This window comes from Methylobacterium sp. J-088 (assembly GCF_022829295.1).
Classification (GTDB): Bacteria; Pseudomonadota; Alphaproteobacteria; order Rhizobiales; family Beijerinckiaceae; genus Methylobacterium.
In genome coordinates, this window is the sequence record NZ_JAKSYH010000121.1 from 49,405 (window position 1) to 62,641 (window position 13,237).

Annotated in this window: 12 protein-coding genes; 6 read left to right on the top strand and 6 right to left on the bottom strand. The window is 71.2% G+C overall.

The window, feature by feature from the left end:
• Window positions 1-274 precede the first annotated feature (274 nt).
• From MKK63_RS13090 to MKK63_RS13115, 6 genes are all read left to right on the top strand, one after another.
• Entirely contained in the window at window positions 275-1,717 is a 1,443-nt protein-coding gene (locus MKK63_RS13090; RefSeq protein WP_244002336.1) for a lipopolysaccharide biosynthesis protein, read from the top strand.
• Between the two features lie 140 nt (window positions 1,718-1,857).
• The gene (gene glcE, locus MKK63_RS13095; protein ID WP_244002338.1) at window positions 1,858-3,045 is read left to right on the top strand and encodes a glycolate oxidase subunit GlcE; all 1,188 of its coding nucleotides are present in this window, start codon (window positions 1,858-1,860) and stop codon (window positions 3,043-3,045) included.
• Between the two features lie 137 nt (window positions 3,046-3,182).
• Entirely contained in the window at window positions 3,183-4,523 is a 1,341-nt protein-coding gene (glcF, locus tag MKK63_RS13100) for a glycolate oxidase subunit GlcF (RefSeq protein ID WP_244002340.1), read from the top strand.
• A gap of 129 nt (window positions 4,524-4,652) precedes the next feature.
• Window positions 4,653-4,844, top strand: a complete 192-nt coding sequence (locus MKK63_RS13105) for an addiction module antidote protein (RefSeq protein WP_244002342.1) — start codon at window positions 4,653-4,655, stop codon at window positions 4,842-4,844.
• Between the two features lie 742 nt (window positions 4,845-5,586).
• A complete protein-coding gene (locus MKK63_RS13110) occupies window positions 5,587-8,661 on the top strand; it encodes a ribonuclease E/G (protein ID WP_244002345.1) in 3,075 nt (1,024 codons plus the stop codon).
• Between the two features lie 172 nt (window positions 8,662-8,833).
• On the top strand, window positions 8,834-10,078 hold the full coding sequence (locus MKK63_RS13115) for a methyl-accepting chemotaxis protein (RefSeq protein WP_244002347.1): 1,245 nt from the start codon (window positions 8,834-8,836) through the stop codon (window positions 10,076-10,078).
• Between the two features lie 16 nt (window positions 10,079-10,094).
• Here MKK63_RS13115 and uraD read toward each other — a convergent pair whose 3' ends face one another.
• From uraD to MKK63_RS13145, 6 genes are all read right to left on the bottom strand, one after another.
• Complete coding sequence (uraD, locus tag MKK63_RS13120; RefSeq protein ID WP_244002349.1) at window positions 10,095-10,604, bottom strand: 2-oxo-4-hydroxy-4-carboxy-5-ureidoimidazoline decarboxylase; 510 nt, start codon at window positions 10,602-10,604, stop codon at window positions 10,095-10,097.
• 4 nt (window positions 10,605-10,608) lie between these two features.
• Entirely contained in the window at window positions 10,609-10,962 is a 354-nt protein-coding gene (gene uraH / locus MKK63_RS13125; RefSeq protein ID WP_244002351.1) for a hydroxyisourate hydrolase, read from the bottom strand.
• A 20-nt stretch (window positions 10,963-10,982) separates the two neighbouring features.
• The gene (uraH, locus tag MKK63_RS13130) at window positions 10,983-11,501 is read right to left on the bottom strand and encodes a hydroxyisourate hydrolase (RefSeq protein WP_244002353.1); all 519 of its coding nucleotides are present in this window, start codon (window positions 11,499-11,501) and stop codon (window positions 10,983-10,985) included.
• Between the two features lie 96 nt (window positions 11,502-11,597).
• Window positions 11,598-11,825 (bottom strand): DUF2934 domain-containing protein, encoded by a 228-nt coding sequence (locus MKK63_RS13135; RefSeq protein ID WP_244002355.1) that lies wholly within the window; start codon window positions 11,823-11,825, stop codon window positions 11,598-11,600.
• A 92-nt stretch (window positions 11,826-11,917) separates the two neighbouring features.
• Window positions 11,918-12,088 (bottom strand): DUF3606 domain-containing protein, encoded by a 171-nt coding sequence (locus tag MKK63_RS13140; protein WP_244002357.1) that lies wholly within the window; start codon window positions 12,086-12,088, stop codon window positions 11,918-11,920.
• Between the two features lie 121 nt (window positions 12,089-12,209).
• Entirely contained in the window at window positions 12,210-13,220 is a 1,011-nt protein-coding gene (locus tag MKK63_RS13145; RefSeq protein ID WP_244002359.1) for a 2-keto-3-deoxygluconate permease, read from the bottom strand.
• Window positions 13,221-13,237 lie beyond the last annotated feature (17 nt).

Consider the following 13,237-nt stretch of genomic DNA (forward strand, 5'->3'; position numbering starts at 1 on the left):
TTTTGATTGCACTTTTATCGGCATGAATGTTCGGCAAAACGCGCCGCGCCGTGCTGGCCCATCGCGGACAATCCCGCCGCCCTGCATCACGGACGGGCCGGGAGGCCGTGGGATCCGCACGCCCGGGGACGGACCTGCCGCAGCCCGGCGGATCCGACGATAGCGTCCGATACTGGTCTCTGCCGCGATGCTGCCCTGTTAAAAGAGTTTTACGGCGACCACGCTATAGCGCAGCGACCGCCCGAAAGACCCCGCCGCCCGTGAGACGCCGTTCATGGCCGTGATCGCCGCCTTCATCATCAATGCGGGACTCAACTTCGTCCTGGGCCTGCTGATCGCCAAGCTGCTCGGCCCGGCCGATTTCGGGCGATTCGCCCTGGCCACCACCGGGGCGACCGTGCTCAACACGGTGCTGTTCGAATGGCTGCGGCTCTCGGCGACGCGCTTCTACTCGGGCAGGGTGCGCGCGGACGAGCCATGGATCCGCCACGGGCTCGACCGGGCCTACCTGCGGGTCGGCCTGTTGCTGCTGGCCGCCGCCGCCCTGTGCGGCGCCTTTGGCTTCGCCAATGGGGCGGACGGGCACGCGGCCATCCTGTGCGGCACCGGGCTCGCGGCCCTCGGGATCGGGGTGTTCGACTATCACACGGCCTTGGCGCGGGCCCGGTTCGACGGGAAGCTCTATCTCGGCCTCGTGGCGGTGAAGAATGTCCTCGCCTTCGGGTTGATGGCCGCCGCCGCATGGTGGCTGCCGCAGCCGGCCTGGGTGCTGGCGGCGGCGGGCGTGAGCCAGTTCCTGGCGGTCGTCCTGCTGCGTCATCCCCTGCGCGATCCGCGCACGCCGTTCGAGCGGCCGCGCCTTTCGGCCACCTGGCGGGTCTTCGCCCGCTACGGCCTGCCGCTGATCGCCGCCAACACCGCTTATCTGAGCGTCGCCTTCGTCAACCGGGGCGCGATCGCGGGCCATGCCGGCTTCGCGGAGGCCGGCTACTTCGCGCTCGCCGCCGACGTCACGTCGCGCGCGATGATGACGCTCGGCACCGCCCTCGACCTGCTGCTATTCCAGCTCGCCGTCCAGGCCGAGGAGCAGCGCGGCCGGGCCGCCGCCGAGGCGCAGGTCGCCGAGAATGCCGGCATGGTGTTCGCGCTGCTGGCGCCCTGCGCGGTCGGCTTCTGGGCCGTGCTGCCGGCGCTCCAGGCGCTGGTGGTGCCCGACGCCTATCGCGGCCCGTTCGAGAGCTACAGCGTCGCGCTGATGCCGGGCCTGTTCTGCCTGACCATGATGTTCTACGCCCTCAACCCGGTCTTCCAGATCCGCCGCCGGACCCTGCCGGTGATCGCCTCGGCGCTGATCGGGCTCGCGGTCAACGGCGTGGGCCTGCTGATCCTGCCGGAACGTCTGGGCGGGATCGGGGTCGCCGTGGCGCAGAGCACTGGGCTGGCCACGGCCGGGCTGTGGCTCGGCTGGCGCGTCCTCATGGGTCCGGAGCGCATCCATCTGCCCTGGGGCTCGATCGGGACGGCGGCACTCGCCTGCGCGGCGATGGGCCTCGCGCTGGCGCCGTTCCGCCACCTGCCCCCGGCCACCGCCCTGGCGGTGCTGGTCCCGGCCGGAATGGTCCTCTACGGGGCGCTGGTCTGGATCTTCGACATCGCCGGGCTGCGCCGGCAGATCGGCGGCCGGCTGCGGCCGGGGCGGGCCGTGGCGGCGGAGTAGAGCACCCCCCTCGACCGCCCTGCGGCCCATCAAGAAATCCGAGTCGCTGAAACCCCGCGACTCCGCCTGCGCTTGAATCCGCCAGCCGTTCCGGCGACACCCGCTGTGGAATGGTTTCAAACAAGACCGGGGCGGAAACGATGGGCGTCTACGAGCCCGGCACCGAGGCCGAGGCCGCGGAGATCGTGCGGGCGGCGGCCGGGCGCGGCGAGCGCCTGCGGCTTGAAGGCGGCGGCACCGCCGTGGGGCTCGGCCGGCCGGCGCAGGACAGCGCGACGCTCTCGGCCAGGAAGCTCACAGGCGTCACGCTCTACGAGCCCGCCGAGATGGTGGTGGCGGCCCGGGCCGGGACCCCGCTCGCCGAGGTCGAGGCGCTGCTCGCCTCGAAGGGCCAGATGCTGCCCTTCGAGCCCATGGACCTGCGCGGCCTTTACGGCACCACCGGCGCACCGACCCTCGGGGCGGTGGCGGCGATCAACAATGCCGGCCCCCGGCGGATCAATGCCGGCGCCGCCCGGGACAGTCTGATCGGCGTGCGCTTCGTCAACGGACGGGGCGAGGCGATCAAGTCGGGCGGGCGGGTGATGAAGAACGTCACCGGTCTCGACCTCGTGAAGCTGATGGCCGGCGCGCACGGCACCCTCGGGCTCCTGACCGAGGTGACCTTCAAGGTCCTGCCGGCGAGCGAGCGCGTCGCCACCCTGGTCTTCTCCGGCCTCGACGATGCCCGGGCGGTTACGGCCCTGTCGGAGGCTCTGGGTTCGCCCTTCGAGCTGACCGGGGCGGCGCATCTGCCGGCCGGGCTCGGCGCCCCGGAGGCGCGGACGCTGATGCGCCTGGAGGGCTTTTCGGACTCGATCGACTACCGCACGGGCGAGCTGACGCGCCTGCTGAAGCGCTACGGCCAGCCCGAGATCATCGACGGCGAGGCCGGTGCCGCCCTGTGGCGGAGCGTGCGCGACGCCGCGCCGCTCGCCGAGCCCCGGGATGCGGCGCTCTGGCGGATCTCCACGGCGCCGACCCACGGGCCGGCGCTCGTGGCCGCGGTGGCTTCCGAGCGCGCCGCGCGCTGGTTCTTCGACTGGGGCGGCGGCCTGATCTGGCTCGCCACCGGCGCGCAGGGCGATGCCGGCGCGGACGCGGTGCGCAAGGCCGTGCGGGCGCAGGGCGGCCACGCCACGCTGGTGCGCGCCCCCGACGCCGTGCGCGCCGCCGTGCCGGTGTTCGAGCCCCTGGCCGAGCCGCTGATGCGGCTCACCGCGGGCATCAAGGCGGCGCACGATCCGAACGGCGTGCTCAACCCGGGCCGGATGTACGCACAGGTTTGAATTTTCCCCCTCCCCCTTGTGGGGAGGGGTCAGGGGTGGGGGTGGCTCAGGATCGAGCGCCGAGGTGCCTTCTGCACTACCCCCACCTCCAACTCCTCCCCACAAGGGGGAGGAGAGCAGGCAGGCAGGAAGAGACCGTGCAAACCAACTTCGCCCCGGCCCAGCTCGCCGATCCAGCCATGGCGGCGTCCGAAAAAATCCTGCGGACCTGCGTGCATTGCGGCTTCTGCACGGCGACCTGCCCGACCTACCTGCTTCTCGGCGACGAGCTCGATTCCCCGCGCGGGCGCATCTACCTGATCAAGGACATGCTGGAGGGCGGCAAGCCGGCCTCGCCGGAGGTGGTCAAGCATGTCGACCGCTGCCTCTCCTGCCTGTCGTGCATGACCACCTGCCCGTCGGGCGTGCACTACATGCACCTCGTCGACCACGCCCGGGCGCATATCGAGGAGACGTTTGCCCGGCCCGCCGGGGACCGGTTCCTAAGAGCGTTGCTGGCGCAGGTCCTGCCCTATCCGAACCGCTTCCGCCTCGCGCTGCTCGGCGCCAAGCTCGGCGCCCCGTTCCGCGGGCTGGTGGCGCGGCTGCCCCGGGTGGGCAACCGGCTCGCCGCCATGCTCGACCTCGCGCCCTCCGGGATGCCGCCCCGGGATCCGACCAACCGACCCGGCCGCTTTCCGGCGGCGACTGGGGCTGCGACCGGAGCGGCCGGCAAGCGCGTCGCCCTGCTGCGCGGCTGCGCCCAGAGCGTGCTGCGGCCGGACTTCAACGCGGCGGCGATCCGGCTGCTCAACCGCCACGGGGTCGAGGTCGTCCACGCGCAGGAGGGCTGCTGCGGGGCGCTGACCCATCACATGGGCAAGGCAGATTCGGCCCATGCGCTCGCCAAGCAGACGATCGACGCCTGGGATGCCGAGATCGCCAAGGGGCTCGACGCGATCCTGGTCACGGCCTCGGGCTGCGGCACGACGATCAAGGATTACGGCTTCATGTTCCGCGACGACCCGGCCTATGCCGACAAGGCGCGGCGGGTCTCGGAGCTGGCCAAGGACGTGACCGAGTACCTCGCGCTGCTCGATCTGGCCCCCGTCGCCGAGACCGACCTCGTGGTGGCCTACCATTCCGCCTGCTCGATGCAGCACGGCCAGGGCATCCGCCTGGAGCCCAAGACCCTGCTCAAGCGCGCGGGCTTCACCGTGAAGGACGTGCCCGAGGGCCATATCTGCTGCGGCTCGGCGGGGACCTACAACATCCTGCAGCCGGAGCTGGCCGCGAAGCTGCGCGCCCGCAAGGTCGCCAATATCGAGCGCGTGCGCCCCGACGTGATCGCCACCGGCAATATCGGCTGCGCCACGCAGATCGGGAAAGGCACCGGCATCCCGATCGTCCACACGGTGGAGCTGCTGGACTGGGCGACAGGCGGCCCGAAGCCGGCGGCGCTCGCCGGAGTGGTGCCGCGGCTGGAGGCGGCGGAGTGAGGGGCGCTGGGGCTCATAGGCTGTTCGCTTGCCGTCGAAATTGACCTTGGTTCGTCATAAAAAGCAGACAGGGGCTCGCAGGTTCGGAACGTCGCACGCGCGAAGGTCATGGCACGGGAGGTTTGAGGGATGCCCCTCGAAACACATCCTTGGGATGCAGCCGAGGCGCTGAACGCACCCGCAAACATCGCGGCCTATCTCGATACCTGCCTGGAGGACGGGACGCAGGAAGAGCTGCTCCATGCCCTTGATACCATCGCCCGGTCGAAGGGTATGTCGGCGCTCGCTCGCGAGACGGGGATCGGCCGCGAGGCGCTCTAGAAGGCGTTCAGCGACAACGGCAACCCGACGCTCGACACGTTGCTCCGGGTGCTGAAGGCCTTCGGCGTGCGGCTCGCGGTGGCATCGTAAGGATCGGAGAGCGTCCCGGCGGGTAGCCCGCTTCCTCGACGATGCAGATCCGACAGGTCGCACGCAGCCCGCACCCCAGTCGCCGCGGCCGGGCCCCGTGACACCCCCGTGACATCTATTCACGGTTGACCCTTGCCAAATCCGCGCGGCCGTCTGTAATGATACCGACCCTTTCCGGTCCCGCCGGCCGCCGCAACGGCCCGCGGACGCGACCGAATTCCTCGCGAAAACGGCCGTGGTGTCGCGGCGGGCTCTGTTGGTCCGCCTGGCGGCAACGGGTGTCTTCCCCGATCGGGCAGGTGTCGCACGTCGCGGTGGATTTTCCGCCGCACCCAGGAATTCACGGCCGGTCCAACCCGGCCGAGAGTGTTTCGCGAGGTCGGGACCACGATGGACGGACGCACGGCCCAGCAGAGCGCTGCGCGTGCCCCGGAGGCGCATGCGTTGCGTCGCACCGGTCCGTCCGTTGACCCGGCCTATTTCAACCCCAGGCGCCCTGTGCGCCGACCGGCGGTTGACGGCAATTTCCCCTCGAACCCATCCGCCTCGGCGACGAGGCCGGCACCGTGCCCGACAGGCTTGACGTCGGGCGAGGCGCCGCCGGGACCACGGGCACGGAGAACGACGTCGGCCGCCATGCCGAGAGTCCGACATGGCCAACAAAATGCTGATCGACGCGATGCACCCGGAGGAGACCCGGGTCGTCACGGTCCAGGGGTCTAGGGTCGAGGAATTCGACTTCGAGGCCGCCAACCGGCGCCAGCTGCGCGGCAACATCTATCTTGCCAAGGTCACCCGGGTGGAGCCCTCGCTCCAGGCCGCGTTCGTGGAGTATGGCGGCAACCGCCACGGCTTCCTGGCCTTCAACGAGATCCACCCCGACTATTACCAGATCCCGTTGGCCGACCGGCAGGCCCTCCTCGAGGAGGAAGCCCGCGACGCCGAGGAGCACCGGGAGCGCGAGGAGCGCCGCCGTCGCTCCCCCCGCCGGTCTCGCGGCCGCCGCGCCGAGGCCCGCGCCCGCGGCACCGACGAGACGGTGAGCGCCGAGGACGCCCACGAGACCGCGCAGGTCGCGGGTGACGAGGCCGGGATCGAGGGTCGCGACGAGACAACTCCGGAGGCCGGGATCGCACCGGCCGGCATGCCCGATACGCTCGCCGAGAACCCCGAGGCGGTGCAGGAGGCCCTCGCCTCCGAGACCGAGGCCGGTGATCTCGCCGAGCCGGTGCGGGCTGCCGAGCCCGCCGGCGACGCCGCGCCGGTCACGGCGCAGACCGAGGAGGCCGCGACCGACCAGGACGACCCGGCCGAGCCCGAAGCCCGGATCGCCGTGGCGGAGGCCCTGACCGTGGCCGAGGAGCCGGCCGAGACTGTCGCGGAGGATGTCGCGGAGGCCTCGGGCCGCAGCGGCCCGGCCGTGGGCGAGGCCGACGAAGTGCTCGACGAGGATGAGTCTGAGGAGGACGAGTCCGACGACGACGAGGATGAGGACGAGTCGGAGGACGACGAGGACGAGTCCGACGACGATGAGGATTCGGACGAGGAATCCGACGATCCCGATGCCGAGCCCCGGATCGCCCAGATCGGCGGCAACGGCGACGCGCTGGCCGAGATCCCCGAGCGTCCGCGCCACTTCCGCCGCCAGTACAAGATCCAAGAGGTGATCAAGCGCCGCCAGATCATCTTGGTGCAGGTGGTCAAGGAGGAGCGCGGCACGAAGGGCGCGGCGCTCACCACCTACCTGTCGCTGGCCGGCCGCTACTCGGTGCTGATGCCGAACACCGGCCGGGGTGGCGGAATATCGCGAAAAATCACCTCGGCGGCCGACCGCAAGCGCCTCAAGGAGGTGGTGCAGGACCTGGAGGTGCCCGAGGGGATGGGCGTCATCCTGCGCACCGCCGGCGCCTCGCGCTCCAAGCCCGAGATCGCCCGCGACTTCGAGTACCTGATGCGCCTGTGGGAATCGGTCCGCGAGCTGACGCTGACCTCCATGGCCCCGGCCCTGGTCTACGAGGAGGGGTCGCTGATCAAGCGCGCCATCCGTGACCTCTACAACAAGGAACTGGACGAGGTTCTGGTCGCCGGCGAGGACGCCTACCGCGAGGCCAGGGACTTCATGCGGATGCTGATGCCCGGCCAGTCCAAGGTCGTGAAGCCCTACCGCGACCCGACGCCGATCTTCGCCCGCTTCGGCGTCGAGCAGCAGCTCGACGCGATGTTCTCCAGCCACGTCTCGCTGAAGTCCGGCGGCTACCTCGTGATCAACCCGACCGAGGCGCTGGTCTCGATCGACGTGAATTCCGGCCGCTCGACCCGCGAGCACGACATCGAGGACACCGCACTCCGGACGAACCTGGAAGCCGCCGAGGAGGTCGCCCGCCAGCTCCGCCTGCGCGATCTCGCGGGCCTGATCGTCATCGACTTCATCGACATGGAGGAGAAGCGCAACAACCGCGCCGTCGAGAAGAAGCTCAACGATTGCCTGAAGAACGACCGCGCCCGCATCCAGGTCGGCCGGATCTCGCCCTTCGGCCTGATGGAGATGAGCCGCCAGCGCATCCGCACGGGCGTGCTCGAATCCTCCTCGATCCCCTGCCCCCATTGCGGCGGCTCGGGCTTCGTGCGCGCCACCGCCTCGGTGGCGCTGCACATCCTGCGCTCGATCGAGGAAGCGCTGCTCAAGTCGGCCGCCCACAACCTCATCCTGCGCACGCGCACCGAGGTCGCTCTCTACATCCTCAACCAGAAGCGCGGGCACCTGCGCGAGCTGGAGGTGCGCTTCGGCGTAACCATCACGATCGCGGCCGACGAGCGGCTGGCGGCGACCACCGCCTTCCAGCTCGACCGGGGCGATCCGGCCCAGCGCGCCGAGGGTCCGGTGACGGGCGTGCGCGCCCAGGCGATCTCGCCGACCACGGAGTTCGAGGACGAGGACGAGGAGATCGAAGAGGCGGACGCCGAGGTCGAGGCGGATGCGGAAGGCGCGGCTGAGGCCGACGCCGAGGGCGAGGGCGACGCTGAGGAAGGTCGCACCGAGGCCCGGGAGGACGGCACGCGCGACGAGGGCGATGGCCGCCGCCGTCGCCGCCGCCGTCGCCGCCGGGGTGGTCGCACGGAGGGGCGTTCCGATGAGGAGCGCCAGGGTGCGCCGCAATCCGACGAAGACGGCCGGGACGAGGAGTGGGACGGCGAGGAGCCGGCGACCGCCGACGCAGCGAACGCCGAGACGGCGGCCGGCGAGCCGGCCGAGATGGCGGTCGCGGTCGAGAGCGACACAGTCGACGCCGTTGCGACAGGCGCGGACGACGTCGTCCAGGCGGAGGATGACGGCGGACGCCGCCGTCGGCGCGGCCGCCGCGGCGGACGTGGACGCAGCGAGGGCCGCACCCGCGAGGGCGCCGAGGCGGAGGAGACTGCAGCCTCCGACGAGGCGGTTGTGCTGCCGGCGGAGGAGCCGGTGAGCGTCGAGGCCGTGGCCGAAATCATCGAGGCCACGCCTGAGCCGGTCCGCGGCGAGACGACGGTGGATCTGCCGGTCGCCGAGCCGGAGACGGAGGCCGCCGAGACCCGACCGACGAACGGCACCGCCGAGCCGGACTCCGCGTCGACTGCGGAACCGACGCGCGAACCCGTGGCGGTCGTGCTGACGCCCCCGTCCGATCCGGACCGGCCCAAGCGCGCCGGCTGGTGGTCCCGCACCAAGGCGGCGTTGACCGGCGAGTGAGATACCGCGCCACCGGCCTTTGAGGCCGGTGGCGCAGACTTTCGAAGGATCAAGCGCTTCCTACAGGGAAGCGCTTCATCGGATCGATTAGAGAAGGATAAGATTAGCCTTCATCATTGGTTGAAGGATCCGTGCGAAGATCGCCTCCGATTCGTTGATTGGAGAACTCCGCATGTTCGGCCTGAACCGCAAGCGCTCGGAAAAGGGCGCCTCTGCCGCCCTGCAGATAGCCGCTGCGCCGGTGAAGGCACCGGTGATCGTCGAGGTTGCGGCGAGTCCGCAGCCTGCCGCCGTCCCGGCCTTCGATCGCGAATGGCAGTCGCTCCTGGCGCGCATGTCGGCCGCGGCCTCGGATGCCGGCACCTCGATCGGCTGGATGACCCACGACGCCTCGGGCACCGCCGAGCAGGCCCGGCTGATCGCGGCCGCCAGCGAGGAACTGGCCGCCACCACGGGCGAGATCGCGGCCCGCTCCGCGTCAGCCGCCGAGACCGCCGAGACCGCCCGCGCCGGGATCGCCACCTGCGTCGGCGACCTCCATCGCGCCACCGAGGGGATGCGCGGCATCGAGGAGGGCACCGAGGAGATCGGGAGCCGGCTCGACAGCTTCTCGACCGCGGCCCTGCGGATCGAGGAGATGGCCGGCACGATCGCGGCGATCTCGGCCCAGACGAACCTGCTGGCGCTCAACGCCACGATCGAGGCGGCGCGCGCCGGCGAGGCGGGGCGCGGCTTTGCCGTGGTGGCCGCCGAGGTGAAGACCCTGTCGGCCCAGACGGCGAAGGCGACCGACGAGATCCGCGCCCGCGTGGCGGGCCTGCGCGAGGAGATGGCGGCCATGCAGGCCGCGGTCACGCGCAGCCGCGGCGCGGTCGAGACCGGGGCCGCCGCCATGGTGCGAGCCAATGCCCGCGTCGAAGCCGAGAGCGGCGCCGTCGCGAACGTCGCGTCGCAGATGCGTGAGGCCTCCGAGATCCTCAACCAGCAGATCCAGGCCACCGGCGATATCGCCAACAACGTCGGCCGGATCGCGGAGGGCACCGACAAGGCGCGCCGGGAGATCGGGGACGCCATGGCCGAACTTGAGCGGATCGAAACGCTCGGCCGCAACCTGCTCGACCGTCAGGATGGCGGCCAGGCGAGCGAGGCGCATACGGCGCGCCTTCCGGCCGACCTCGCCGCCTGGCGGCGCGCCATCGCGGCGACCCTGGTCGGCATGCGCCCGGCCGACAAGCCGCCCGTAGCCGTCGCCGCCAATCCGGCGCGGCCGGCCGCCGTGGAGGCACCCCTGGCGCAGGCCCGCGAGCAGGCTGCGGCGATGATCCGCCACGTTCGCGCCCAGGCCTGGGACGAGGCGACCGCCGCCTTCGTGGCCTTCGAGGCGGCCATCAAGGACGCGCGGTCGGCGGTCGCCTGAACCGCCCCAGACACGGTCAGGCGTCGATCAGACGCTCCAGCCGCATGCGGGTGATCTGCGCAACCTCCCCCAGCGCGGTCTCCCGCTCGGTCGCTGGATCCCGGCCGAGCCGGGCCTCGAACGCCGAGAGGATCTCGGCCCGGCCGCGCCCTCGCACCGCGATGATGAAGGGGAAGCCGAACCGGGCGCGGTAGGCTGCGTTCAGACGTGCGAAGGCCGCCGCCTCCGGCTCCGCCATGCGATCGAGCCCGGCGCTGCCCTGCTCGCTGGCCGAATCGTCCGTGAGGCTTTTGGCACGCGCCTCCGGACCGGCGAGTTCCGGATGGCCGTTGAGAAAGGCGAGTTGCAGATCCGGGGCCGCCGCATGCACCGCCCGCGTCATCGCCGCGTGCAGCTCGGCAAGGCTGGCAAAGGGGCGCTGCGGCGCGGCGGCCTCGGCCACCCAGGCGGCGTGCTCGAACACCCCGCCGAGTAGGGCCACGAAGGCACCCTCCTCCATCCGGTTGACGGTGGCGAGGTCGGGCACGGCCTCAGCTGCCGCGGTAGGTGGTGAAGCTGCCGGGGGCGCAGAGCATCGGCACGTGGTAGTGCTGCGCTGGGTCGAAGATCGCGAAGCGCACCACCGGGTTGTCGATGAAGATATCGGCCTCCGCGGTGCCAGGGCGGTCGCGAAAATAATCGTCCACGTGGAAGGCCAGCTGGTACTGACCGACCTTGGCGTCGTTCGGTGCGAGGATCGGCTGGTCGGTGCGTCCGTCCGCGTTCGTGACCACGCTCTTCACGAGCCGCCACGTTTCCCCGTCCAGCACGGAGAAATCGATGCGGATCCCCGCCGCGGGGCGCCCGCGGTCGGTGTCGAGGACGTGGGTCGAGATGCCGGCCATGGAATCGTATCCTGACGGGGTCAGCTGCCGCGATAGTAGGAATAGCCCCAGGGCGTGAACAGCACCGGCAGGTGATGGCGCTGCCCCGCGTCACGGATCCGGAAGCGGATCGGCACGCGGTCGAGGAAGTTCGGGCTCGGCAGGCTGACGCCGCGGGCGGCGAAATAGGCCCCGACATGCAGCAGCAGCTCGTAATGGCCGGACCGGAGCGCGGCATCCATCAGCAGCGGCTCGGCCGGCCGACCGTTGGCCCCGGTGGTCATGGTCTTGATCGGCGTGAGGGTATCGCCCTCGCGCCAAGCGAGGTCGCAGACCATGCCGGCAGCCGGGGTGCCGTGGAAATTGTCGATGGCGTGCAGCGTCAGGCGCGGACCGAGGCCGGCCTGCGAGACCGGGGCGCTGGTGAGGGGGGCGGGCTTGTCCGACGCCGTCGATGGTACCGGGCCTGCCTGGGCCAGGACGCCGCCGGACGCTGTCGCCACAGCGCCGCCGAGACCGAGTCCGGTGAAGCTGCGGCGGGTCAGGGCGGATGTCTCCAAGGCGGGTCCCCGTCGCGCGACCAGTCATCGGATCGCGGACGGCGTCGGCGATCGTTCACGCCGCGTCGCAAACTACACGCCAGAGACGGGGAGACGCTATTGCGACGGTGGCTCAGACGCGGCCGGCCCCTCCTTGGCCGTCCGGCGCGCGCGCTCCTTGCGCAACTCCCGCTCGGCCAGGAGCCAGAACTCGATCTCGAATCCCTCCGGCCGATGGTTGCGTTCCCACAACTCGTAGGCACGCTCGCGGATCTGCTCGAACGTAATGGCGTCCGGCGCCGACGCCGAAGGCCCGGGAGACGGCGCGGTCTGGTCGTCGGACATGGCCGAGGGTTCCGAGGCGCGGGGCGGATACTCCGGAGCCGTTGATCCGGGAGGCGGATAGGGATCGGACTTCATGGCGACGCCCGCCCCGCTCAGGGGGCCGGCCTTTCAAGGTAGGCGGCGACGCTGGTGATCCGGCTCCCCACCATCGTGACGGCCTTGCGCAGCCGGTCCTCGCTTACGCCGAAGCGCTGGGCCCAGACCTCCCGGGCGGCGCGGTCGAAGATGTCGATATGCGTCTTGCCTCTGGCTTCGGTGGACATGCTGTGCCCGCTCCGGTCTCTGGCAGTGCCGCGGCGGTGCCGGGCTGTCTGCCGGGACAACCGGGCGTCCCCGTCTTCGGTTGCCGACGCGACGTCGCGCCGATGCGCGCCTGTGCATGGATCAGCGCAGGGGCGCCGCGGGCCGCGCCACCGGCTCGCGCAGCGGCTCGGATGGCTCCACCTCCTGCCCCACCCGAGCGGCCACGAAGGCGGTGAGAAGCGGCACCAGCAGGGCCGTGACCACGACGCTCGCCGCCACCAGCACCGTGGCGGGCCCGGCGGCCTCCGCGTAGGCGGGGTTGGCGGCGGCGATGATCGCCGGGACGGCGGCGGCGTTGCCCGCCGTCGAGGCGGCCGCCACCCCGGCGACCCCGTTGCCCCCGGTCAGTCGGTCGGCCACGAACAGGGCCGCACCCGTGATCGCCACCACGGCGATGCCGAGCCCGATTCCGAGGAGGCCCGCCTGCCAGATCTTGGCGAGGTCGAGCCCGAAGCCGAGCGCGAAGGCGAAGAACGGGATCATCACCGGTGCGGCGCCCGACAGGAAGGCGCGCATGTCCCGGTCGAGGTTGCCCAGGATCATGCCGATCAGGAGCGGCAGGATGCTGCCGACCAGCGTCGGCCACGGGAAGGCGGAGAGGCCGGCGAGCCCGAGCGTGACCATCGTGAGGAACGGGCCGGATTCGAGGCTCATGATCGCGTAGGCGCCCGCATCCTTCGGGCGGCCGAACTGGCCCATCAGGGCGAGGTAGAGCCCGCCATTGGTGTCGTTCATGGCGGCGACGATCGCCAGCGTCGAGAGCCCCACGAAGGCACCGCCCATGATCGGCGCCTCGCCGAGCAGATGGCCGAACACCACGCCCAGGATCGCCGCGATGCCGACCTTGGTGGCCAGCAGGACGCCGCCCTTGCGGGCGATCGCCGGGGTGGCGCGGAAATCGATGCCCGCGCCCATGCAGACGAAGAACACCGCCAGGATCGGCAGGGCGCCGTTGAACAGCGCCCCGGTGAACGAGCCGAAGAAGGTCGCGGTGTTGGGGAACAGCGTGTGAAGGATCGCGCCGAGGAACAGCGGCACCACCATCAGGCCGCCCGGGACGCGCTCCAGCGAGCGCTTGATCGGAATCTGCATGGGTCGTCCTCCGGCGC